The organism is Paracholeplasma brassicae (assembly GCF_000967915.1).
Taxonomy (GTDB): domain Bacteria; phylum Bacillota_I; class Bacilli_A; order Acholeplasmatales; family UBA5453; genus Paracholeplasma; species Paracholeplasma brassicae.
The window spans coordinates 1,733,168-1,756,149 of record NC_022549.1 but is presented as its reverse complement, the minus strand read 5'-3'; the positions used below and the strand labels follow the sequence as shown (position 1 = coordinate 1,756,149).

Sequence of the window (22,982 nt, the reverse complement as noted above, 5' to 3'; positions counted from 1 at the left end):
CTTATTTTTGAGGGATGACGACGATAGAAATCAAGAAGACATTGAAAAAGAGTTGCATGATTTGATTGAACAATTAAAGCATCAGCAAAAAAAAGATAAGCTTTTAAGTGTGACAACTTATGGGCTTCATAAGAACTTCGGGCTAAACGTTCTATTGATGTATTTGGTCAATTTACTTCTCTTTATGGTCACCACAGGTCTAACCTCTTTATTAAAAGTAAGTGAAGTGCCTGGGTTCTTTATTGGTGTGTTGCTGTTTACATTATTGGAAATAATCGTTAAAATGATGGTATTCAGGTATTTATTAAAATACGTCTTACAGTCGTTTGGGTTACTCTTATTGGTGCTGTCGGTTGTGTTAATGTATGCATCAGTGAGTGTCACACCTGGACTTGCGTTTATCAAAGTAACGGATTTAATCGGATTTTCGATTGTGTTTTTAGGTCTTCGTTTTATGTTGACCTATTACGTTAAGATGCATCAATTTAAACTAAGAAAGTAGGGCTAGGATGAGAGGAATTAAAGTCGCGCACTTGGCAAAGGATAATCAACTCGAGTGTGTCTCAGGACACGCCGGCATGAGTTCGTTTATCACGGAACAAATGATATCAAGACCAGGCATTGAGCTGGCGGGATTTATGGATTTTTTTGACAACAACCGTGTCATTTTAATTGGGAGTAAGGAAAATTCGTTTTTCTTATTATTCGATCAAAAGATTCAAGAGGTACGTTTAAGACAAATTATGAAGTTAAAACCACCGGCAGTCATCTTTTCAGTTAACGTTGATGTCCCTGAGGTTTATAAAAAATTAGGGGATGAGTATGGGGTACCGATTCTAAAAAGTCAGCTTAGAACCACGGCACTCAATTCCAAACTATTTTCCTATCTACAAGATTATTTATCACCAAGAAAAACCGTTCATGGGGTGTTGTTAGACATTGGCGGTCTTGGGGTTCTAATTACCGGAAAAAGCGGCATTGGTAAATCAGAAACAGCGCTTGAATTGATTAAGCGCGGGCATATATTGATTTCGGATGACCGCGTGGATATCTATCAAAAAGACGTCGGCATTTTGATTGGTCAGGCACCAAAGATATTAGAAAGATACCTTGAGATTAGAGGGATTGGTATCGTCGATGTCATTTCGATGTTTGGTGTAAGTGCGTTTAGAGAAACAAAGAAGATACGCATGGTCGTTGAGCTAGAAAAATGGGAAGAGAATCGTTACTATGACCGACTTGGGTTGGATTTAGAAACGACAAAGTACTTTGATACTGAAATCCCTAAGATTGTGATTCCGGTGTTACCTGGCAGAAATGTGGCCACACTCGTTGAGAGTGCCGCAAGAAATCAAAAGCTTAAATACATGGGGTATCACGCGGCGTTTAACTTAACAAGAGAAATCACAAGAAGTATGAAACGGAATGAGAGGGAAGAAAATGAATCAAATTAAAGCACATTTCTTTAAATATCGCATGGGTTATGGTTTAGGGTTTGGCATGGTCCTTTGGTTTTTATTCTTACTTTTAATGGCAACCATTGGGCAAGAACCGCCATTTGATAGCGTAGCAATCGCCATTGGTGGTTTTAGTATTGCCTGGTACGCCGTCTTTATTATTTCTGGTATTGTGTTTGCCTCGATCTTGGGGTTTTATGAAATCAAATTTATTGGGATAAACAAAGACGATTTGTATGATGGGATATTATTTACTGTCCCTCTAGCCATTGTTGGCGCTAGACTTTACTATGTGATTTTTGACCCACATAACAACTACACTTCTATTGCAGAGGTATTTGATATTGCTGGTGGTGGCCTAGCTATCCACGGTGCGGTAATCACCACCATTCTCTTTTTAATCTTCTTTACAAGATACAAACAGATGAATCTATGGAAAGTATTAGATATTTTAGCCCCAGGATTTTTGATAGGACAGATTATGGGTCGTTGGGGAAATTTCTTTAATCAAGAAGCGCATGGCGGAGAAACCACAAGAACCTTTTTAAAAGACACACTTCACCTACCTGAGTTCATCGTTGAAAACATGAACAAAGGTGGCGTTTATTATCACCCAACCTTCTTATATGAAGGGTTATGGAATTTATTAGGTCTTGCGATCATCTTAGTGCTTAGACGAAAAAAAGTCTTTAAGATTGGCGATTTAATTGGTGTTTACTTAATCTGGTATGGGTTAGGTAGAGGTTTCTTAATTGAACCTTTTCGTACAGACCCTCTTTGGATTGGAAAGCCAGTCGAAGGGGCTGCGTTCAGCTTATTTAAAGTCAACATATTAATGAGTTTATTATTGTTTGTTGGTGGTGGTGTGGTCTACTTAGTCTTGAAAAACTTAGTATTCTTCAAAGAACTACCTTATTACATTGACGTCTATAATGATGGAAAAAAAGAACTAGAGGCAAACAAGTGATAGATACTGTGTTATTTGATTTGGATGGGACTTTGGTTGATACGAATGAACTCATCATTGATACTGTGGATCATGTGTTTAAAACGCATCTTAAACAACATCAATTAGAACGAGAAGACTATATCAAATTTATTGGTCCTACCTTAAGAGAATCGTTTCTCAATTACGCTAAAAGCGAAGCGGAAATTGATTATTTAATCAAAGCTTACAAAGAAAAAAACTTAGAACTTCACGATCATTACGTCAAAGCTTTTGAGGGGGCATCGTTACTGCTATCCGAACTAAAAAAAGAAGGTTATCAGTTAGCCATCGTTTCTTCAAAGATGAATCATATGGTCAGACGCGGGTTAGCGGTGACCAACCTTATTTCTTTTTTCGATGTGATTATTGGGTCAGATGACGTTATCAAACACAAACCAGACAAAGAACCGATTCTAAAAGCATTGAGTTTCTTTAAAGAAGTCAAAAAAGCAATTTACGTGGGGGATCATCCAAACGACATCATGGCGGCAAAGAATGCCAATATCATGAGTTGTGGGATGAACTACTCACTACATAAAGAAGCGTTACTAAAAGCAAACGCGGATTTTTATATTGATTCGCTAATCCAATTAAAAGAGGTGCTACAACATGTATGATTTAATAATTATTGGTGCCGGTCCTGCGGGGATGACGGCAGCGATTTATGCTAAAAGAGCCAACTTAAATGTGGTTCTAATTGAAAAAGGCGCACCAGGTGGTCAAATGGTGAACACGTGGGAAATTGAAAACTACACAGGCTTGAAAAAGCAAAGTGGCGCGGATATTTCGATGGCCATGTTTGATCACGTGATGAGTTTAGGTGTTCAATATGAGTATGGCAACGTTCTAAAAGTAGAACAAGAAGGCAATGTTAAGAAAGTAATTACAGAGGATAAAACCTATGAAACCAAGTCAATCATTGTTGCCTCAGGTATGTTACCAAGACGCCTAGGGTTAGAACACGAAGATATGCTTGCCTCTAATGGGGTCAGTTGGTGTGCCATTTGTGATGGACCGATTTATAAAGGCGAAGACGTGGTGGTTGTTGGTGGCGGCAACAGTGCGGTTGAAGAAGCAAGTTATCTTGCCACGTTATGTAAGCACGTGACTGTGGTTCAAAACTTAAAAGAGTTAACGGCCGATAAAAAGGCTCAAGATATTTTAAGAAAACAAAAAAACGTGACCATTCATTTAGAAAGCGTCGTAACCGAATTCATCATTGACGAGAAAGACAAACTTAAAGCGGTTAAGATTAAGTCGGATCAAGGGGATGAAAACGTGATTGAAACCAAAGCGGTCTTTGAATACATTGGTGCAATTCCAGTGACTGATTTCTTAAAGGAAACGGGCGTTTTAAATGCGTATGGGTTTATTGATACCAATGAAAAAATGGAAACCAAAGTCGAAGGCATCTATGCGGCTGGAGACGTTAGAACCAAACAAATTAGACAAGTGGTTACGGCAACCTCTGATGGGGCAATTGCGGTACAAAACTGTTTAAAATATTTAGAAACTTGGGAATAATATGTCGTTTGCGAAAAGTGTTAAAGATGAACTTATTAATTTAAAATCAAGTGACGCTGAACAGCTTGCAGAGCTTTCGGCGCTTCTTCATTTACACACATCGATTTCGATTAATAATGAGGGAATGAGCCTTCAGTTTACAACGAATAATGCAGGGATTGCCAGACGCTTTGTCGTCATTCTAAAGCATTTGTATCAAAGTGAAATTGAATTGCTTTCAAAGTCATCTTCAAAGCTTCGAAAACGAGGTTACATCGTTAATATTAAAACGAATGTTAAAAAAATCGTAGAAGATCACTCGATGTTTGATCAAAACATTGGGGTATATGAAAAAATGACTCAAACGGATGTTGAGAAGAGAGCCTATATTAGAGGGTGCTTCTTATCAAGTGGATCGATTAATGACCCATCCAAACCAACATACCATCTTGAGATTTTCACGGAAGATAAAATTGAAGCGATTTTCATACAACGTTTGATGAATCACTTTGATTTAAATGCGAAAATTACAAAGCGACGTAAAGGGTTGATTATTTATTTAAAGGAAGCAGAGGCAATCAGTAATTTCTTAAGCGTCATTGGCGCCAATGAATCGATGTTTCGCTACGAAGATATACGAATCAAACGGGACTTTAATAACTCAATTAATCGCTTAATCAACATTGAGATTGCCAATGAAAGAAAAACCCTGACGGCAGCAAATAAAATGCTAAAAGACATTGAGTTCATTAGAGAAAACCGTGACTTTGACCTATTAGATCAAAAGTTAAAGGACACCATCGTTCTTAGGGAAAGTTTTCCGGATGCGTCTTTGAACGAATTAATCATCGAATATAAAAAAATGACCGGCGAACCCTTATCTAAGTCTGGGATGAATCACCGCTTAGTAAAGATTAAAGAACTTGCTGATCAAATAAGAGAAGGGCGATAATGTGTTTGAAGTTGGCATTGATTTGGTGGATTTAAAGACACTGGAATCGAAAATAAGTGAAGCGTTAATTCATAGACTTTTATCGGTTGATGAATTTAACATCTATGAGGGTATTACTGACAAGGTGCGAAAACTGACGTTCTTGGGTGGTCGTTTTGCTGCGAAAGAAGCGCTATTTAAGGCATTTAAACAAGGGGATAAAACCGCGAACTATCGTGATTTTACAGTTTTGAATGACCTCGCTGGTGCGCCTTATTTTGTGCAAAATGCTTTCTTAGAAAACGTCACAATCAAACTATCAATTACACACACAACGACTTACGCAAGTGCGGTTGTGTTACTAATAAAAAACAAATAAATTACATAATTCTTGATAGTCTTGTATAACAACCAATTTTTATGTATAATAACTAAGGAGTTAGGAGTGTTTATAAATGCCTAGAGTAGAGAAAAAAGCGGTAAACAAACAACCCGCTAAAAAGAATCAAGTGAATCAAAAGAAACAAGTAGATGCTAAAATCATTAAAATAGGTGCGGTCATTGGATTGCTTGCCATCCTTGGTGTTTTAGCGTATTTACTATTAGACAAGTACGTATTTACTGAAAAAGAACCAAACTACAATCGTTTTGAAACCTTAGAACACTTAACCTTAGATGAGTACAAATACTTAATTGGTACAAACGAAGATCAAGACGATGCAATCACAGATGTTTTTCACGACATTTATATTTTTGTATATAACGGAAATTACGATGAATGTACAACCTGTGAAGATTTAGAAGAAATTGTTAAAGATGCAGCAAGTAAAGCAAAAGAAAAAGGTTACTCTTTCTTTGTCTTAAACTATAACGAATACAATGAAATCCAAACTGAAGTATCAGGACTTCAATTACCAAGCCGTCCAGGCTTAATTCACATCGAAGGTGAAGCGATTGCAGAAACCGAAGGTGTTTTAACCGTTAAAACTCAAATCGAGTATAAATTAGCAACAATTTCAAAATAATACCAAGAGGCCGATAAGGCCTTTTCGTACGAAAAAGGGTGAAACTATGGATCAAAATTTAATTAAAGAAATCAGTCAAAATCTATCGATTAAGGGTGCACAAGTCGAGTCCGTTTTAAAATTACTTGATGAAGGCAATACCATTCCGTTTATCGCAAGATACCGTAAGGAAGTTACCGGCGGGCTAGATGAAGAACAAATCAACACCATTCACAAAGAGTGGGAATATGGCGTGAACTTGGCAAAACGTAAAGAAGACGTTATTCGTTTGATTGACGAAAAAGGCATGTTAACCGAAGCGCTTCAAATGCAAATTATGAGTTCGACCAAATTAATCGAAGTTGAAGATTTGTATCGTCCTTACAAAGAAAAGAAAAAGACCAAAGCAACCGAAGCAATTAAAAAAGGCCTTCAACCGCTAGCGGATCTGATCTTTAGCCAACCAAACCAAGTGGATATTGAATTAGAAGCACAAGCGTTTTTAACAGACGAAGTCTTAACGATTGAAGACGCGATTACTGGTGCGAAATACATCATCAGTGAATACGTAAGTGATAACGCTGAGTATCGTAAGCATTTAAGAGAGCTCGTTGAAAAAACTGGTTTGATTGTTGCAAAAGAGAAGAAGAATGCCAAAGAACTTGATGAAAAAGGCGTTTATGTCAATTACTATGACCATAAAGAATTAATCAATAAAGTCGCACCGCACCGTGTGCTTGCGATGAACCGCGCAGAGAATGAAAAAATTATTTCAGTTTCTCTTGACACGGATCAAGAAGTAATGTTACAATATCTCGGTTTGAAAGTGATCAATAACCAAAAATCACCAGTCGTCCATTTGATTAAAGAGGCGATTGAAGATGCACTTAAGCGTTTGATTTACCCAAGCATTGAAAGAGAAGTCCGTTCGGATTTAACTTCAAAAGCTGAAGATCAAGCCATTGACGTGTTCTCAATTAACTTAAGAAACTTACTCTTACAACAACCAATGAAAGATAAAATCGTTCTTGGTGTTGACCCAGCGTACCGCACGGGTTGTAAACTATGTGTGGTTAATGAGCAAGGCACTGTTTTACAAAAAGGCGTCATTTACCCACATGAGAAATACATTGGGGAAAAAATGTCGGACGAACGAGTCAAACTATCTGAAAAAATCATTAAACAGTTTATTGCAAAATATGGGGTTAACTTGATTGCCATTGGTAATGGAACAGCCTCAAGAGAAACAGAAAGTTTTATTGCGAATTTACTTAGAGAAAGCAATCTTGACGTTAAATACGTCATTGTTAACGAAGCGGGTGCTTCAGTTTACTCTGCAAGTGATTACGCAAGAAATGAATTTCCAGATTTCTCTGTTGAAGAAAGAAGTGCGGCATCGATTGCCCGTCGTCTTCAAGACCCACTATCAGAGCTTGTAAAAATTGATCCAAAATCCATTGGGGTTGGTCAATATCAGCATGACGTCTCACAAAAAAAATTAAGTGAATCACTTGATTTTGTGGTGACAAATGCCGTCAACCAAGTAGGGGTTAACATCAACAGTGCTTCACAAGCATTATTAACTTATATTTCTGGTCTGAATAAGACCGTTGCAGAAAATATTGTCAAGTATCGTGACGAATTTGGCGCATTTAAGAGTCGTAAGGACATCAAAAAAGTACCTAGACTTGGCGATAAAGCCTTTGAACAATCGGTTGGATTCTTGCGTATTGCTGATGGGTTAGAACCATTAGACATTACCTCAATTCACCCAGAGAGTTACGATTACGCAAAACAAATCATGGCGATGTATCAAATCACGCCAGAGATGTTTGGCAAACCAGAAATAAAAAAACTCATTGATGCCATTAACCGTAACGAACTGGTTAAAACACTTGGCATCGATAAGTACACCTTAAATGACATTCTAGATGCATTTATTGCTCCATTAAGAGATCCTAGAGACCAATTTGACGCACCAGTGTTAAGAAGTGATATTCTTAACCTAGAAGATTTAAAACCAGGTATGCAATTAGAAGGCACCGTACGTAACGTTGTTGACTTTGGTTGCTTTGTTGACTGTGGTTTGAAAGAAGATGGTTTAGTACATATTTCTAAATTATCAAAATCATTTGTTAAACATCCTAAAGATGTTGTCTCAGTCGGGGATATTGTTAAAGTTTGGGTATTAAGTGTAGATGAAAAACGAGGGAAAGTCTCTCTCTCCATGATCGAACCTCGTTAATATAAATAAAAAAAGCATTCTCTCTCCAAGATGCTTTTTTTATTTTTCACGGTTTTGTGTTGACAGTTTTGCTAAAATAGGTTATCATATAATAGCGCATTTGGAGTAGTACTCAAGAGGCTGAAGAGGCGCCCCTGCTAAGGGTGTAGGTCGGCTAAAACCGGCGCGAGGGTTCAAATCCCTCCTGCTCCGCCACGAAATAACGACAAAATCAAACATCATTACGAATGTTTGATTTTTTTATTGACTTTTCATACTATGCAATGTATAGTATATCGTATGAGGGGGTATCTTTATGGATGCGCAATTAAAAAAAGGGTTTCTTGAAGTACTTGTGCTTTCTGCGATGAAAGAAGAGCCTTCATACGGGTATAAAATTATCACCGACTTATCGAACTTAATTGACATTAGTGAATCGACATTATACCCAATCTTAAAGCGGTTAGAACAACAAAAGTATTTAACAACTTACCAGGAACAACACCAATCAAGATTAAGAAAGTATTACCGAATCACGGATTTAGGTATGGCCGTCATTAATGCGGCGTATAAGGATTTTAAAGAGATTGAAACCATCTATAAATACATATTGAGGTAGCTTATGACAAAAAAACAGTTTTTAAATGAATTAAAACTAGCCCTGGGAAATGACGTTGAGCAACAAGATATCCTTAAGTACTATGAGGAATTAATCGATGAAGCTGTCTTAGATGGGGAATCAGAAGAAGAAATGATCAAACGGTTGGGCAGTGTCAAAGAAATCATTCAGACGATGGGAAAAACATACCCAGCGAATTTGTCAAAAAAGCGTGAGTCAGTCACACTTTTTAAGCAAGTCTTATTAATGATTGTTTCGGTTATCGCGTTATTCTTCTTTATATCTTTGATTAGTTCAGGGGGGATCTCATTTTTTACGACATTGCTTCGTGTGGGGCAATACGAGAGCCTCTATTTGGACTTGTATTTTCTATCGGAAGCATTAATCGCTGTTGGGGTAATCTTTATCTCAAGTGCGTGTATCTATTTTACACTAAGACGTATTAAGCAACTAATGACTTATTTTGAGGAAAGAAGGAGCCGCTTATGAAACTCGTACTAAAATTTGGTATTGTATTTGTTATTCTTGGGATGATTGGGGCAGCCACATTCTTATTTCTCTCAGGCAATGATGCCGATAGATTATTAGAAGAAAAAGTACTGAAGTATGAGAGTGATCGTTTTACTAAACTCTATCTTAGTGTGGAGGATGAAAAAATCGTTCTTAAACCATCCCTAACAAACGAATTGATTATCACCATCATTTATGAAGATTATGAAACACTGACGATCAAAGAGCTTGAAAACGAACTCAATATAGACGTTCGTGCCCCATTTTTAACTCGATTTACTCGAGGCATTCAAGTCTTTAATTTGGCGCGCATGATGAACCCAAAAGAAGTCATTATTGAACTGCCAGAGGCAATTGAAGACGTGTACTTAAAAACATCAAATGGAAAGATAAGTGTCACTGGTGTAAATCTACAACAAGGCTCATTTGTCACATCAAATGGTAAAATTGAGATTCAAGAAAGTCGCATTACGCTTTTAGGAGCAGATACCTCCAATGGGGATATTTCTTTAGAAGGTGTTACAGCAACAAAAGCAAACCTCGATACCTCTAATGGTGCTATCGAACTTCAAACCATCACGATTGATGAAATAGACGCACAAACGTCTAATGGACGGATTACGGGTTCTAAAATCACAACCAATCGTCTTAAAGTACATTCGTCTAATGGCTCAATCAACTTAAATGTTTACGGTCAATTTATGGATTATAAAGTTAAAACAAAGACGTCTAACGGGACCGTTAGAATCAATGATGCGGTTTATGGGTCTTCAACCTACAACCCAAACAAAACACCATACATTGAAGCCATTACATCAAATGGCTCAATCGACTTATCCTTTTATGGGGATGAATAAGCGGTTATTAACGATAAAATTGACATTTCAAAGTCTTTTCGCTATAATGAGTTAAATCGATGATAAAGATGTGACTTGATCTGGTTTTAAAAGCGACTTAGTGAGGGTGAAAGACTAAGATAACCACCAAGAAACCAACACTTTTGATGAGGTAAAAGAACGAGCTTGCTCTAGTAGACTTACACGTAGGATGGCGTTAACATCAAATGAGCTAGTTTTGATTTACTAGAACTAAGGTGGTACCACGGAATATTTCGTCCTTAAGATTTTATGATCTTAAGGATTTTTTTTATTTAATTGGAGGATAAATCATATGTATCAAAGTAAGTTATCATTAATGCAAACCGAAGATGCCATTAAGGCAATCAAAGATCTGTTTGAAAAAGAACTTTCAAAGGCACTCAAATTAAAACGGATTTCATCGCCGTTGATTGTCGATAAAGACAGCGGTATTAACGACTATTTAAATGGGGCAGAGCCGCCCGTAGGTTTTTCATTTCAAGAACAAACCTTAGAGATTGTTCAATCCCTTGCCAAATGGAAACGCATGGCGCTTAATCGCTATGGTTTTTCTTATGATGAAGGGCTATACACCGATATGAATGCCTTAAGGCCAAATGAAGTCTTATCGCCAATTCATTCAATCTATGTGGATCAATGGGACTGGGAGAAGATCATCTCTAAAGAAGAACGACAAGAAGCTTTTTTAATCTCGGTGGTTAAACGCATTTATGAGGCGTTAAAACAGGTCGAAGATGAAATCAACAAGCGTTATGCTAAATTAACTAAGAAGCTGCCAGAATCAATCTATTTCATCTCTTCTGAGGCACTATTGATGAGGTATCCAACACAGACACCAAAAGAAAGAGAATACTTAATCACAAAAGAAAAAGGTGCGGTCTTTATTACACAAATTGGCGGGTTATTATCCAACAATGAAGCACACGATGGCAGAAGCCCAGATTACGATGATTGGTCATTAAATGGGGATTTACTGGTTTATCATGAACCACTAGACATCGCCTTAGAATTATCAAGTATGGGTATTCGAGTCGATGATCAAGCGCTATTATCACAACTAGAGTTAAGGGGAAATTTAGAACGTCTAAATTACCCATATCATCAGGCAATCATCAACAAGACATTGCCGCTAACCATAGGTGGCGGGATTGGACAATCAAGGCTATGTTTATTTTACTTAGAAAAACGCCACATCGGTGAAGTACAGGCAAGTCATTGGCCAGAAGAAATGAAAGAAAATCTAGCAAAAGAAAACGTCTATTTGTTGTAAAAGAAAAATGGGGGTATAATATAAGTGTCTGGGGGGGGGGCTTATATGAAAGCGAGAGATAATTACATCAAGATAGGCTTGTTTTATGTTTTATCTGTTTTGTTGATCCGCTTACTGTTAGGTATCTTACTTGAGCATGTGATATTTAAGTCAAGTAGTGATTCCCGTATCATCGTTGATACAACCTATTTTTTGGCTTCAATCGGTGTGGTTGGGCTCGGGTATTTCTTGCAGCGCTATAGCATCCTAGAAACCATTGAAGAGACGTATCAAATTAGTTTTTATTGGACCATGAGTCTGTTGTCACTTGAGGTTCTCGTTATGATCATTTTTAGAGACGTAACACCATTTAAAACTTTGGGGTTCTATTTTTACTTTATCTGTTTTTACTTTAGCCCGATTTTATACCGGTTCTTTAAAAGAGTCTAAGGGTTATTACGGTATTTCTAAGACACACAATAAAACGTGTGTCTTTTTTTTGAAAAAGTGTTGCAAAAAAGTTTTAAGTATAGTATACTAAAAAAGCTGGTAAAAATATGGCCCGTTGGAGAAACGGTTAACTCACATGCCTTTCACGCATGCATTCACGGGTTCGAATCCCGTACGGGTCACCAATAATGATATGAAACGCTCTTCTCACCCGTGGGAAGGGCTTTTTTTCTAGACATTTATGTAGAGTTTTTAAACTCATTATCAGGCAAATATTAGTGGAAATTTGAAATTAGGTAGGGTTTAATCAAAATGAGAAAACTTTTTAAAACTTATGTCGACATAAGCAAAAATTACACCTCTTTTTGAAAGTCCATGACAAATTATTGATTTATGCTATAAAAGCCAGTTTATATTGGCATAAGTTTTGTCATTTTTATTATTCGACTGATAAATAATAAGCCTTGTCAAGAATTTAGTTCAGTTTCCATTTACTCCAAATATAATAAACTGTGAGTCACATTGCAGTCGTTGAGAAACTTATATATCTTTAGGATATTGTGGATATATTTATATACAGTAACCTAGCAATGTAATTGAAGCTTCATGAAAATTACCAAAATTCTTAAATTAGTGCTATAATAAAAATAAATTGTACGGGTATGGGGGATAATGACATTGAAATATAAATATAAGGATGGGAAAAGTAGAGTCATTCAAATATTAGATAATGATACTTCAATAAATGAAAGAAAATCAATTCCCATTAATGACAGTGACTTTAAATATGATAACGGTATAAAAGCGTGGACTAGTGCAATATTTGTTGACTTAAGAAATTCATCACAAATGATGGAAGAAGAAGAGTTCATCGAAATGTCAAAAATATTACGATCATTTATTTCTGAGACATTAGAAATATTAAATTTGGAAAAAGATTTAGTAAGAGAGTTAGGTATTAGGGGGGATTGTGTTTACGGTATATATTCAACACCAAAAGATTCAGATGAATTGAAAATCTTTGATCTGACTATCTTAATAAATACATTGGTTTATATGCTGAATTCTTTATTTAGTGAGAAAGGATATAGGAAAATCGATATTGGTATTGGGTTTTCCTGTGATTACGAGTTTATCGTTAAAACTGGTCGAAAAGGAACAGGTGCTAATGATAAAGTTTGGATAGGAGACGCAATACATATTGCATCTAAATTATCAAATTGTATGAGCAAAGCTGGAAGAAAGGCTATCGGTATTAATGCCAACAATTTGGAATTCATTATTGACAAGATAAAAGAACGCAATCCAAATAAGAATGTTGATAGTTGGTTTTCTACATTTAATTATAAGAATAGAGAATATGTGCAATGTGGTATTGTCGATGTGGAGTTTAATAATTGGGTTGCAGGAGGAATGAAAGATGAATGATATTTTAATCAAATCTTATGACATCATTAAAGAGGAGCAAAGAAACTCAGATGCTAAGGCTAATATTTTTATAGTTATTATTTCTGCCTTTTTTGCCTTTATTTCTGACATACCAGCCACTCTTTATACTCAAGAGCAACTAAATGGAATGCAATATTTATTCTTATTTTTATTATTACCATTATTGCTGTTGGTATGGTCTTTAGTTCCTATATACTCTAACAAGTTCAACTTTAGAAAGAAAAAATCTGATGAGCTAAATATTTTTTATTGGAAATCAATAATTCAGTTTGTTGATTGTGATGTATTTATCGAAAAATACAGCGAAAAATACAATACAAAAAAATCAGAAAAAGATGAAATAGATTTATTAAAGCAAATATATGTAAATGCAAATATTCTTGAAAATAAAGTATATACACATAAAATCGCATTTTACATTTTGGGACACATTGTACTTATAACTGTTTTAGGTTTGATTGCTGAATACATTTCTGGATATAATTTCTGGATATTTTTAATATTCATTTTTTTTGAACTTGTATACACTAATAAAGTTTTTGGCATACTAACTAAGCTAAATCATATTAGTAAAAAAAAAAATTTTCCAAAAAACAAAATTAATTGTGAAAAAGGTAAGATTAATGATTTATAGAGCATTGGTTTATTTTTTTAACAAAATACATATTGGCATTTCTAGGGCAATGTTTTCTTACTGGTTTTTTTTGGTTGCTATTTTTATTATGCATATTTTGATGGCTTTTGGTGATTCCATCAAGTTTAACTTTTTAAATGACGATGAGTTGTATCTTCAAAGTGTGTTTTCTGGAATTATCACTATATCAGTGCTATCGATGACAATACTTTCAATATTAACCAATTCTAATAAAAAATATTATGGCATTGCTTTCCATAGGTATAATTCTTTTAATAGTTTTCCAATCAAGTTTAATCAGTTATCAAGTCTATCTTTTCTTACAATGCTTTTATCCTATTTAGCATTTATGACTAGTAACATTTATATTTTAGGATTATATTTTATTTATATTATTGTAGTATTAGCAGTAAGTGCAGTGATATATTTTAACTATGTTATGAACGATGATAAGATTAGGAAGTTCTTGCTCAATAAAAAGACTTTAAGTGAGAATGGTTATCTAATATTATATTCAAGCTATAATTATTTTCTTGAGGGATGGATTGATAGAAGTCTGGAAGAAAACAATCAAATTTTAGATTTTATAAAAAAAGTTAAAGAAGAGGTGGAACACGATGAAAAAGACTAACTCATTTGCCCCCTTGATATTAGAAACTGAGAAGAAAATATTCCATGAAATAGTATTTAATAAAGGATTTTCCTTTGCATTCGAAACATTCGTTAATAATATGTATAGCCAGAATGAAGATTTTAATCGAATTCGACAATTACTATTTGAAGAATTTGACACTATTGAATACAGCTCGGTAGAAACATATTTAAAAAGTAACATTATGAAACAAGTAAAAGATGTTATTTATTCTAAACAAATTAAAAGTTCTTTAAAAATAACAATTTTATACAATATGTTTAGTAGAACAGCAAGAAATATAGCCTTACGTGAATATCGAAATCAGTTTTTAAAGCAAATGATGACTGATTTATTAAATGTTTTTGATCCAAAAAACGATTATATAGAGGTTATTGTTCCTACCTTTAGAAATATTTATAAAAATTTAATCTGTTTTAATGAAAACAACGATGTAGCAAAAATTCTTTCAGAAGCAACATTGGTAAGTTTACATAATTATCCAATGACAATATCGAAAAACATTCAAAAGCTTGTATTAGCCAATATTTTAATTTTAAGTTGGGGATATACAAGAATGGATCAATCAATAGATCAGGTACATTCCTCGTTGGTATATAATACCTTAGAAAAGAAAGTATCAATTGATTTTATTGATCAAAAAGCATCCTTAATTGATTTGATGAAAAGAAATATAAAGGAGCTTTTCAGTTCTTTTCAAGATTTTGATTTTCTGAGTTCAGACCTTATGGATTTAGAGTATTATTCTAACAATTACTCAGTTCTCAAGAGTACTGTATTTACAGAACATATGATGATAGATTTGTATATTTCAATAATGTTAATTAATCCTCGCAGCAGAAATATAGAGGAATTTTTTAAGTTTAAGCAGTTAAGCATAGATAAACGAGTACTAGTTCTAAATAGAGTTCTGGAGGCTTTTACTTTCAAAAATGATGAACTCCAAATTGCAGAGACCCATATAACAAGAACGCTGGAGTTACTTAAGTTTCTCAAGTGGAATAAGAACATCGAAGCTCAGGGTTTTGTTGATTATTTCAATTATGTAAATTCTGAGTTGATTAAATTGGAAAAAGATGGACATCAATGCAACAACACATATACAATTGGATCAGACACAAAACTGGATAAAGAGTTCATTGAAGAGGATGGGATTATTTCATCAACAAAAGAAATTGATAGCGAGAAATATTTTGCTGGAAATAATTCTCTTGATGGAGAACGAAACAAGTTGGTTGTGATCAATTTTGGGATAAATAATATAACTGAAATGAACAATGAAGTTTTAATTTATCTCCTCGATACTACTTTGGAAAATCACATAGTCAACATGATATTTGAAAAACATCTTGAATCAATTAAAATTGGAACTAGTTTAGAAGAGTACGAGAAACTAAAAGAAATCATTGAAAACAATCAGTTAAATATGACTACTAATATTGAAAGTCTGAAATATGATTTAAACCCCTATATTGAAAAAGATTCTATAGGATTAGGAGAAGATGATAAATCATCAGGCTTTCATAATGTAATTATTAATAGCAATAAATTCTCTTATAAGATATTGCCACTTGAAATATATAGATATAAATTGAGTGATTCAGAGATAGTGGAACACTTAAATGAAAAAGTTAGAGTAGCAAATAATCTATACAAGATTGAAGATTTATATTATACATATGACCAAGCCTATGAGATAGTTAAACGTGATTATCGAAAAGATGAAATTCATGTTTTCTATGTAGTGAATCAAAGTGAAAAACCTGGCTTTTATTTGACTCCAAAAGAAGTTTAGAGTTGGATTAACTATGTATAATAAAAGTTTTTATTAGGATGCATCATATAAATTGCCTCGCTGAGTATCCAAAATAACACATTAACTAAAGATATCCATGCCAGACTAGACTGGCAAACACTGAAAAAAATGTGAACCCCTACGGGTCACCATAACTAATATAGAATGCTCTTCTCTTTTTTGAGAAGGGCTTTTTTGTACTTAAACATAATCGTATAAATCCTTGATATGATTAATACAAGAAAACATATAAGAAAACATACAAGACAGGTTTTTTTTGTACTCATAGATGGATTACGGCACCTTAAATATTTTTTGTAAGAATAATAAATCAAACAAAATTCGATTGAAATGAGTATACCTTCAGGCAAAATCGTATTTCTAATCGAAAGAATAGCCTCCTATAAAAAATAAGTGATCGAAGATAAAGAAATGATGATTTCGTTTAAGCTTAGTTGCCTTACATTTTTTAGAACGTTATTGCAATTTCTTATAATCTACTAGTTCATGAATTTAGCGCTAATTCATCCTAAACACCTAAGACTGAGTTCTATAGGAAGGCATGTTCGTCCTATGGGTTTAACGGTTTATTTACCTAGAGTTCATATTATGGTAAAATTATTTAAAATAAAGAAAAATTAAAAGTGCGGGAACAACTATGAAGCGATTTTTAACGATATCTATTATTAGGTTTTACATAAGCTTTCATTAGTGATTGGAGTGAGATAAATGCCTTTTGAAATTTTAAGAAGTGATATAACAAAAATGAAGGTGGATGCGATTATAAATCCATCAAGTATACATCGAAACGTTAGTGATGGTGTTGAATTCGATATTTATCAGGCAGCTGGCCCTGGTTTGCAAGAAGAAAGAAACGCCTATGGTGTAATCAAAGCTAAAGAGGCTGTTCTTACTAAAGGCTTTGATTTACCTGCAAAGCATGTGATTCATGTGGCATCACCGGTTTATAAAAACGGATCACATCATGAAACACAAGCATTACGCCAAGCGTATAAGGCTTCCTTAAAACTAGCAAGCACACACCAATTTGAGTCGATTGCATTTCCATTAATCGCCTCAGGTGCCAACAGATTTCCAAGAGGAGAAGCGCTAGAAGTAGCGCTTTCTGAAATTAAACTGTTTTTAGAAAAACACGAGATGATGATTTATTTAGTGGTTTATGATGAGGCGTCGTATCAAGTCTCTTTAGACCGCTTCAATGAGGTAAAAAATTACTTAAGTGATTTGGATGAATCAAAGACAAACAGAGTTTTCTTTAAAATGGATTTGGTGGATGCATATGAACGTCCAGTGGCTAGAAGAATTTTAAGAACTAGAAAGCTATCAGAAATTGATTTAACCTTAGACGAGACATTTAGTTCGTGTTTGTTTCGTTTGATTGATGAAAGTGATTTAACTGACGTTGACGTCTATAAAAAAGCGAACATTGATCGCAAACTATTTTCAAAAATTAAAAGTAACGACGATTACCAACCAAGTAAACTGACAGTCATTGCCTTTTCAATTGCCTTAGAACTGAATCTAGATCAGACAAAAGATTTACTGAATAAAGCGGGGTATTCGCTATCACCTAGTTCAAAGTTCGATAAAATCATTTCGTATTTTATTGAAGATGAAAATTATGATTTGTATGAAATTAATCAAGTGCTTTTCGCATTTGAACAAAAAACCATCGGAGGCATCTAATTTTATTTGTCGCTTTCTAGGCGACCAAATGGATTCAATATTCGTGTATCCTTAAGGTATGAAAGAGGGTAGATGAATATGAAAAAAGATTTAGTCGAGTTAATTTTTATCTTAGACCGCAGTGGCTCAATGGCAGGCTTAGAAAAAGATACCATCGGTGGGTTTAATTCAATGATCAAAAGACAAAAAGAAACTAAGGGACAAGCACTTGTGACAACCGTTTTGTTTGATGATCATTACGAATTAATTCATCAAAGAAAACGAATCAGTAACGTTAATGACATGACAACAAACGAATATTTTGTTAGAGGAACCACCGCGTTACTAGATGCGATTGGTCGAAGTGTCACACAAATAATTGCATGTCATAAAAAGCTAAAAAATGATGAAATACCGGAGAGAACTGTTGTTGTTATTACAACCGATGGAATGGAAAATGCAAGTAGAGAATATTCAAGTGCGAAAATTAAACAAATGATTGAGTTCCAAAAAGAAAAATACCAATGGGAATTTATTTTTTTAGGCGCCAATATGGATGCGCTTAATACCGCTAAAGATTTCGGGATTTCAGAAGACCGAGTGGCTAATTATCACGCCGATGAAGAAGGAACAGAGTTAAACTTTAGAGTGATTGCTGAAACAATCAGTGAACTTAGGGTAAAAAAATCAATCAGCTCCGATTGGAAAAATGAGATTGATGAAGACTATCAAACACGTCATAAGAAGTAGCGTTAGTTTGATTTGGCTTGGTTGACTATCCTATTGCTACCGGCTTCAAGTCCTAAGGATTATATGAACAACGATTAATTAAAAGACATTATTTAGTCAAATAAGTATCACTTGTTTGCCTTTGTTAGGTGATTTTTTTTACTCGACCTTATCAGTTTTAAAGATGATGAGCAAAAGACTTAGTTTGATTTAAATGGAAGTTCATCACTTTGACACATTTTCACGTATAATGATAAATAAAAGAGATGAGGTTGATGACAAATGAGAAAACCGATACTAGTCAAACTGACGATGGTGATTTTACTACTTTTTCTACTTTCGGCATGCGACGGTGGTAACGTTAGTTTTAAACAAAAAGCCGCTAAAATGAAGGTTGAACTTGATGGCTACAGCATCGTGACTCGAAAATACATCCAAACAAATCAAAAGAAAACGAACTTTGATGCGTTGATTATAGAGGCGCTAGACGATTTAGACATTACTTATCACAAAGACCGTTTCATTCGATACCAAGTAACATACAAAGACAAACACGTGATGTTTACATACAAACTAAGAACGGACAAAGAGGATCCAAGAAAATCACATTACGTCTTAGGTTTTATTGATACCACCTCATTAAAGGTAAGCATACTTAGAACGTTTGGCGCATATGGTGTAACTGATATACAGACGTTTGTTGATCTATTTGATCATACCCACGCGTTAATCAAAACTAAGGATGCGATAGAGTACGTCGTATTACAAACCAACGAGGTTATAAAAACCTTTGAGGTAGAACCACTAGCTAGTGATGGAAAAGACCAACGATTTGCCTACATCGATGAAGAACTAGTCGTTGTTTCATTTGATGGGCCAACCATCACAGAAACACGATACGTGACAGATGAGGTCATCTACAATCAAATCAAGGGAGACTACTTGCTTAGTATACGTGATAAAGTGGCCTATAACTATAAAACAGGAGAAACTAGTGATTACGATCAAGTGTTTAAAGACCCTTTTTATCTTGATGAGTACACCTATGAAATCACATGGCTGGGTAAGACGTATCAATACGATGATTTTATGGGACTTTCAAATTCATTAAAAGAGATTCATGGGTATGCGAAAGAAGGCCAGTTTGTCTTTAACGAGACGTATTTTGTTGAAAATTCAAATGGGTCATTTTTAGTTCTTCAGGGCTATTTTGGTGGCTTGATGTTTATGCAAAGTTATACACCGTATTATTACTTTAAATACGAGGATGAGACGTTTAAATACCTAGGGTATGGTGATTTTTTCTTTGACGCTTATTAAATGAATATCAATCAAAAAGGACGATCAAGTCGATAAAAGATGGTTTTATCTTTTAGACTTGATCGTCCTTTTGTTTGTTAGAAGCCTCTTGTTTGACCACGAAACGGTGGTTCTTTCTTTTGAATGAACTCGTCGATGCCAGGGCCTTTTAGTTTTCTTAATCGGTAGATGCCGTAGATGTAGCTAGTTACTAAGATAAGAAATAAAAGCGGATAGCCAACGACCGACGTGATGATGGCCGTATTAAGGTCAAATAAGTTTAAAGTAAGGATAAATATCAATGGCGTAATCAGTGTGTCTAAGGTCTTTCCTTTTAAGACCAACGTAAGTTCTTGAAGAAGTTCTTTAAACAATTTTTTCATCCTAAGACCGATTTTTTATGCTTTGTTTGAGCAAACGTTCTTTTTGATGACCTAAGAAAAACGATAACCAATCACCTTGACTGCGGTAGAGTTGAATTAGTACGTAGAGTGCGCCTGTGAAAAAACCGAAAACCATCAGTAGGATAAACCAAAGGATTTTCAAGTAATTTTTCTCTTCACGAAATAAAATCCATAACGCCATTAAAAAGAATCCGACGTATAGATCAATAAAGGAGATCAACCCTCAAGGGTTTGCAAGTAAAGTTTTACCATCACTAAAGAAGTTTTCATTGATAAACCCGTGAAGTAAAACGGGAGTCATTGAGATTAAGCCAAGCCATGCGATGATTTTTACGAATTTCATTTTTCTTACCTCTTTCTTATTTGTCGTGATCGTTCATACATGAGGATAAGGTCATTATACCGCCTGAAATGTTGTTTATTGATATTTGAAGCTCAAAGAATGACTTAAGAAAGAATTTTGATGTCTAAGTTCAATGAATCACATGGTTATCGTCATTGCATCTCTTAGTGATTCGTGGTATATTTTTGCTATAAAGGTAACTACCTTAGGAAGGCTGTGAGAATAAATCATATGACAACTGAACTTGAAACCGTCTTACGATTACTTGGCTCTCACGCGTTCATCGTTTATTTGATGTTGGTGATGATACCACTTAAAGAACCTGTAAGAAACAATCAACGAATTGTCGTTGCTGGGGCGATACTCATTACGGTAATCAACGCTTTTTTGATTAGCCTTTACGGGGTTAAATTCTACGTTAGGTTTTATTTTTTGACGCTGACGATACCACACGTATTCATGTTTTTGATCTTTTCTTATTATCGTGGGGCTAAAGTCATTTTTGCACTACTGTCGGTGCAAATGGTTGGTAACCTAACGATAATCAATGGGCTACTGACGTCTTATTTACTTTTTGGTAAGGATGCCCCACTATTTGATTTATTGGCTAGAATCTTGACTTATCTGATGTTGTTATCTGTGATGTTTAAATATGTAAGACCCACATACTTAAAAATGGCGAATCGTTTGGATAAGGGGTGGTGGGTGTTAAACGGGGCGATGATCCTATCATACGCGCTTCTTTATTTTATTTTGTTTGTCCCAAATGCGATATTTCAGCGACCAATCTATTTCATCCATGGCTATATAGCGATTGGACTAACGGTATTTATTTATGTGATTATGTCATTTTTATTTAAAGAAATTGAAAAGAAGATGAAAACCCTTGAAGACAAAGAACAACTTAGTGCTCAAGTAACTACGCTAGCAAAAGAGTCAAAGACAATCTCATCGATTGCCTACACGGACACCTTGACGGGAGTGAAAAATAGGTATTCACTTTATAGTGACATCGATTCTTTGATTAAAGAAGCTAGACCGTTTTTATTGGTTTTCATGGACCTCGATCAATTAAAAGAAATTAACGACCGTTATAGTCATCAAGAAGGTGATCAATATTTAAGATCGTTTGCTGAGGCGGTAAAAAGGGCCATAGGCGATTATGGTGAGTTTTACCGGTTTGCCGGTGATGAGTTTATTGCGATCGTCAAAAATCATATTGAGCAGTTTGACATCAAGTCCTGTCGTTTATTAGTTGAAGCTAACCTTGACAATGGATTACCATTTTTAGGATTTAGTTGCGGGCTTTCCTATTTTCCGACGGACGGGTTAACGAGTGATGAACTTATTAGTTTGGCCGATCAATTGATGTATTTAGAGAAAAAAGAGAAAAAACAAACACGCTAGAATAAGTGAATTCTTTAAAGGAGGAAAGACAAGTGAAACTGATTATAAAAAATGAACCGCTCATCTTAACCTACAAAGAAGGGTTTGGGGCTTGGACTTATCACCTTAGAATTCCTAACACAAAAGATTTAACGGGTACTTGGGGACGAATGAAGGTGTTTGGTAAGATTGATGATTATGAAATTAAAGAGTTAAATCTTGCCCCAAGAAAAGACGGGGATAAACTGATATCGATTAATCAAACAATTCGTCAGGCGATCAATAAAACCGGTGGCGATTGTGTGAGCGTTACGTTATACTTGATGGAATGGACCGATAGTGAAGAAATGATTAAAGAGGTCTTAGATTCGTTATAAAAGACGATAAAAAATGTGTCTCTCTTTTTAGAGAAGCACATTTTTTTTAGTAACTTTGTTTAATCTCGGTTGAGTATGGTTAGTAATAGGCTAGAAATAGAGCCTATGATCGATAAAACCAGTGCGATGATTAGGCCACTTCCAAAGAGCCAATCAATGTTTAATGGCGTAACGTTATCAAAAAGTGTGGTTGTTACGGTTGTAAATGATGGAATGAAATACAGTAAGATTGCACCAAAACTAAAAAGAATTGAAGAGAATAGGTAACCCTGTTTTGATAAGAATAAAGATAGACTTGCCAAAATAGGTAAGCCATAGGTAATTAAATTTAGAGCACTAAACTCGATTTGTGCACAAACCAGTATTTCATTAGATGCAATCATAGTGACAAAACCTTAAGCTTCACGTAGTCTAT

At 34.9% G+C, this 22,982-nt stretch carries 26 protein-coding genes and 2 tRNA genes; 25 read left to right on the top strand and 3 right to left on the bottom strand.

Annotated features, from left to right (window positions below):
* Positions 1 to 7 precede the first annotated feature (7 nt).
* The 23 genes from BN853_RS08180 to BN853_RS08070 all read left to right on the top strand — a co-directional run bounded on the left by BN853_RS08180 (position 8) and on the right by BN853_RS08070 (position 20,078).
* Positions 8 to 502 (top strand): hypothetical protein, encoded by a 495-nt coding sequence (locus BN853_RS08180; RefSeq protein WP_052591393.1) that lies wholly within the window; start codon positions 8 to 10, stop codon positions 500 to 502.
* Between the two features lie 7 nt (positions 503 to 509).
* Entirely contained in the window at positions 510 to 1,454 is a 945-nt protein-coding gene (hprK, locus tag BN853_RS08175; protein WP_030005467.1) for an HPr(Ser) kinase/phosphatase, read from the top strand.
* Positions 1,441 to 2,424 (top strand): prolipoprotein diacylglyceryl transferase, encoded by a 984-nt coding sequence (gene lgt / locus BN853_RS08170; RefSeq protein WP_052591390.1) that lies wholly within the window; start codon positions 1,441 to 1,443, stop codon positions 2,422 to 2,424. Before hprK ends, lgt begins: the two co-directional genes overlap by 14 nt.
* Complete coding sequence (locus BN853_RS08165) at positions 2,421 to 3,062, top strand: HAD-IA family hydrolase (protein ID WP_030005465.1); 642 nt, start codon at positions 2,421 to 2,423, stop codon at positions 3,060 to 3,062. The genes lgt and BN853_RS08165 overlap by 4 nt, the downstream gene beginning before the upstream one ends.
* A complete protein-coding gene (locus BN853_RS08160) occupies positions 3,055 to 3,969 on the top strand; it encodes an NAD(P)/FAD-dependent oxidoreductase (RefSeq protein WP_030005464.1) in 915 nt (304 codons plus the stop codon). Before BN853_RS08165 ends, BN853_RS08160 begins: the two co-directional genes overlap by 8 nt.
* A gap of 1 nt (position 3,970) precedes the next feature.
* Complete coding sequence (gene whiA, locus BN853_RS08155) at positions 3,971 to 4,900, top strand: DNA-binding protein WhiA (RefSeq protein WP_030005463.1); 930 nt, start codon at positions 3,971 to 3,973, stop codon at positions 4,898 to 4,900.
* 1 nt (position 4,901) lies between these two features.
* On the top strand, positions 4,902 to 5,258 hold the full coding sequence (gene acpS, locus BN853_RS08150) for a holo-ACP synthase (protein WP_030005462.1): 357 nt from the start codon (positions 4,902 to 4,904) through the stop codon (positions 5,256 to 5,258).
* Positions 5,259 to 5,334: 76 nt separating this feature from the next.
* Complete coding sequence (locus BN853_RS08145; protein WP_030005461.1) at positions 5,335 to 5,904, top strand: hypothetical protein; 570 nt, start codon at positions 5,335 to 5,337, stop codon at positions 5,902 to 5,904.
* A gap of 46 nt (positions 5,905 to 5,950) precedes the next feature.
* Complete coding sequence (locus BN853_RS08140; protein WP_030005460.1) at positions 5,951 to 8,128, top strand: Tex family protein; 2,178 nt, start codon at positions 5,951 to 5,953, stop codon at positions 8,126 to 8,128.
* A gap of 102 nt (positions 8,129 to 8,230) precedes the next feature.
* Positions 8,231 to 8,323, top strand: a tRNA-Ser gene (locus tag BN853_RS08135).
* Between the two features lie 100 nt (positions 8,324 to 8,423).
* On the top strand, positions 8,424 to 8,726 hold the full coding sequence (locus tag BN853_RS08130) for a PadR family transcriptional regulator (protein ID WP_030005459.1): 303 nt from the start codon (positions 8,424 to 8,426) through the stop codon (positions 8,724 to 8,726).
* Positions 8,727 to 8,729: 3 nt separating this feature from the next.
* Positions 8,730 to 9,215 (top strand): DUF1700 domain-containing protein, encoded by a 486-nt coding sequence (locus BN853_RS08125; RefSeq protein WP_030005458.1) that lies wholly within the window; start codon positions 8,730 to 8,732, stop codon positions 9,213 to 9,215.
* Positions 9,212 to 10,093, top strand: a complete 882-nt coding sequence (locus BN853_RS08120) for a DUF4097 family beta strand repeat-containing protein (protein ID WP_030005457.1) — start codon at positions 9,212 to 9,214, stop codon at positions 10,091 to 10,093. The genes BN853_RS08125 and BN853_RS08120 overlap by 4 nt, the downstream gene beginning before the upstream one ends.
* Before the next feature lie 313 nt (positions 10,094 to 10,406).
* Complete coding sequence (asnA, locus tag BN853_RS08115; RefSeq protein WP_030005456.1) at positions 10,407 to 11,384, top strand: aspartate--ammonia ligase; 978 nt, start codon at positions 10,407 to 10,409, stop codon at positions 11,382 to 11,384.
* 45 nt (positions 11,385 to 11,429) lie between these two features.
* Positions 11,430 to 11,813: a hypothetical protein gene (locus tag BN853_RS08110; RefSeq protein WP_030005455.1), complete on the top strand. Its 384-nt coding sequence runs from the start codon at positions 11,430 to 11,432 to the stop codon at positions 11,811 to 11,813.
* 109 nt (positions 11,814 to 11,922) lie between these two features.
* Positions 11,923 to 11,998: transfer RNA gene (locus BN853_RS08105), tRNA-Glu, on the top strand.
* Between the two features lie 493 nt (positions 11,999 to 12,491).
* Entirely contained in the window at positions 12,492 to 13,241 is a 750-nt protein-coding gene (locus BN853_RS08100; protein ID WP_157869956.1) for an adenylate cyclase, read from the top strand.
* Positions 13,234 to 13,896 carry a Pycsar system effector family protein gene (locus tag BN853_RS08095; RefSeq protein ID WP_030005453.1) on the top strand — a complete coding sequence of 221 codons (663 nt, stop codon included), beginning with the start codon at positions 13,234 to 13,236 and terminating at the stop codon, positions 13,894 to 13,896. The genes BN853_RS08100 and BN853_RS08095 overlap by 8 nt, the downstream gene beginning before the upstream one ends.
* The gene (locus BN853_RS08090) at positions 13,886 to 14,527 is read left to right on the top strand and encodes a hypothetical protein (RefSeq protein ID WP_030005452.1); all 642 of its coding nucleotides are present in this window, start codon (positions 13,886 to 13,888) and stop codon (positions 14,525 to 14,527) included. Before BN853_RS08095 ends, BN853_RS08090 begins: the two co-directional genes overlap by 11 nt.
* Positions 14,514 to 16,343 (top strand): hypothetical protein, encoded by a 1,830-nt coding sequence (locus BN853_RS08085; RefSeq protein WP_052591388.1) that lies wholly within the window; start codon positions 14,514 to 14,516, stop codon positions 16,341 to 16,343. Before BN853_RS08090 ends, BN853_RS08085 begins: the two co-directional genes overlap by 14 nt.
* A gap of 729 nt (positions 16,344 to 17,072) precedes the next feature.
* Positions 17,073 to 18,050 carry a macro domain-containing protein gene (locus tag BN853_RS08080; RefSeq protein WP_030005450.1) on the top strand — a complete coding sequence of 326 codons (978 nt, stop codon included), beginning with the start codon at positions 17,073 to 17,075 and terminating at the stop codon, positions 18,048 to 18,050.
* Positions 18,051 to 18,128: 78 nt separating this feature from the next.
* Positions 18,129 to 18,779 (top strand): vWA domain-containing protein, encoded by a 651-nt coding sequence (locus BN853_RS08075; RefSeq protein WP_052591500.1) that lies wholly within the window; start codon positions 18,129 to 18,131, stop codon positions 18,777 to 18,779.
* A 261-nt stretch (positions 18,780 to 19,040) separates the two neighbouring features.
* Positions 19,041 to 20,078, top strand: coding sequence for a hypothetical protein (locus BN853_RS08070; RefSeq protein ID WP_030005448.1), 1,038 nt, complete (start codon positions 19,041 to 19,043; stop codon positions 20,076 to 20,078).
* 77 nt (positions 20,079 to 20,155) lie between these two features.
* On the opposite strand, the gene BN853_RS08065 is transcribed toward BN853_RS08070, so the two are convergent.
* Together BN853_RS08065 and BN853_RS08060 are read right to left on the bottom strand one after the other, a co-directional pair.
* Positions 20,156 to 20,440 (bottom strand): hypothetical protein, encoded by a 285-nt coding sequence (locus BN853_RS08065; RefSeq protein ID WP_030005447.1) that lies wholly within the window; start codon positions 20,438 to 20,440, stop codon positions 20,156 to 20,158.
* A gap of 1 nt (position 20,441) precedes the next feature.
* Complete coding sequence (locus BN853_RS08060) at positions 20,442 to 20,681, bottom strand: DUF1475 family protein (RefSeq protein WP_282430945.1); 240 nt, start codon at positions 20,679 to 20,681, stop codon at positions 20,442 to 20,444.
* Between the two features lie 354 nt (positions 20,682 to 21,035).
* On the opposite strand from BN853_RS08060, the gene BN853_RS08055 reads away from it, so the two are divergent.
* Together BN853_RS08055 and BN853_RS08050 are read left to right on the top strand one after the other, a co-directional pair.
* A complete protein-coding gene (locus BN853_RS08055) occupies positions 21,036 to 22,211 on the top strand; it encodes a GGDEF domain-containing protein (RefSeq protein ID WP_030005444.1) in 1,176 nt (391 codons plus the stop codon).
* 32 nt (positions 22,212 to 22,243) lie between these two features.
* Entirely contained in the window at positions 22,244 to 22,567 is a 324-nt protein-coding gene (locus BN853_RS08050) for a DUF1905 domain-containing protein (protein ID WP_030005443.1), read from the top strand.
* A 59-nt stretch (positions 22,568 to 22,626) separates the two neighbouring features.
* Here BN853_RS08050 and BN853_RS08045 read toward each other — a convergent pair whose 3' ends face one another.
* The gene (locus BN853_RS08045; RefSeq protein WP_030005442.1) at positions 22,627 to 22,950 is read right to left on the bottom strand and encodes a hypothetical protein; all 324 of its coding nucleotides are present in this window, start codon (positions 22,948 to 22,950) and stop codon (positions 22,627 to 22,629) included.
* Positions 22,951 to 22,982 lie beyond the last annotated feature (32 nt).

Excerpts from the sequence above, each read along its gene's own strand:
- hprK (WP_030005467.1), top strand. The coding sequence starts at position 510 with ATGAGAGGAATTAAAGTCGCGCACTTGGCAAAGGATAATCAACTCGAG.
- lgt (WP_052591390.1), top strand. The coding sequence starts at position 1,441 with ATGAATCAAATTAAAGCACATTTCTTTAAATATCGCATGGGTTATGGT.
- BN853_RS08160 (WP_030005464.1), top strand. The coding sequence starts at position 3,055 with ATGTATGATTTAATAATTATTGGTGCCGGTCCTGCGGGGATGACGGCA.
- whiA (WP_030005463.1), top strand. The coding sequence starts at position 3,971 with ATGTCGTTTGCGAAAAGTGTTAAAGATGAACTTATTAATTTAAAATCA.
- BN853_RS08145 (WP_030005461.1), top strand. The coding sequence starts at position 5,335 with ATGCCTAGAGTAGAGAAAAAAGCGGTAAACAAACAACCCGCTAAAAAG.
- BN853_RS08140 (WP_030005460.1), top strand. The coding sequence starts at position 5,951 with ATGGATCAAAATTTAATTAAAGAAATCAGTCAAAATCTATCGATTAAG.
- BN853_RS08130 (WP_030005459.1), top strand. The coding sequence starts at position 8,424 with ATGGATGCGCAATTAAAAAAAGGGTTTCTTGAAGTACTTGTGCTTTCT.
- BN853_RS08125 (WP_030005458.1), top strand. The coding sequence starts at position 8,730 with ATGACAAAAAAACAGTTTTTAAATGAATTAAAACTAGCCCTGGGAAAT.
- BN853_RS08120 (WP_030005457.1), top strand. The coding sequence starts at position 9,212 with ATGAAACTCGTACTAAAATTTGGTATTGTATTTGTTATTCTTGGGATG.
- asnA (WP_030005456.1), top strand. The coding sequence starts at position 10,407 with ATGTATCAAAGTAAGTTATCATTAATGCAAACCGAAGATGCCATTAAG.
- BN853_RS08110 (WP_030005455.1), top strand. The coding sequence starts at position 11,430 with ATGAAAGCGAGAGATAATTACATCAAGATAGGCTTGTTTTATGTTTTA.
- BN853_RS08095 (WP_030005453.1), top strand. The coding sequence starts at position 13,234 with ATGAATGATATTTTAATCAAATCTTATGACATCATTAAAGAGGAGCAA.
- BN853_RS08090 (WP_030005452.1), top strand. The coding sequence starts at position 13,886 with ATGATTTATAGAGCATTGGTTTATTTTTTTAACAAAATACATATTGGC.
- BN853_RS08085 (WP_052591388.1), top strand. The coding sequence starts at position 14,514 with ATGAAAAAGACTAACTCATTTGCCCCCTTGATATTAGAAACTGAGAAG.
- BN853_RS08080 (WP_030005450.1), top strand. The coding sequence starts at position 17,073 with ATGCCTTTTGAAATTTTAAGAAGTGATATAACAAAAATGAAGGTGGAT.
- BN853_RS08075 (WP_052591500.1), top strand. The coding sequence starts at position 18,129 with ATGAAAAAAGATTTAGTCGAGTTAATTTTTATCTTAGACCGCAGTGGC.
- BN853_RS08070 (WP_030005448.1), top strand. The coding sequence starts at position 19,041 with ATGAGAAAACCGATACTAGTCAAACTGACGATGGTGATTTTACTACTT.
- BN853_RS08065 (WP_030005447.1), bottom strand. The coding sequence starts at position 20,440 with ATGAAAAAATTGTTTAAAGAACTTCTTCAAGAACTTACGTTGGTCTTA.
- BN853_RS08055 (WP_030005444.1), top strand. The coding sequence starts at position 21,036 with ATGACAACTGAACTTGAAACCGTCTTACGATTACTTGGCTCTCACGCG.
- BN853_RS08045 (WP_030005442.1), bottom strand. The coding sequence starts at position 22,950 with ATGATTGCATCTAATGAAATACTGGTTTGTGCACAAATCGAGTTTAGT.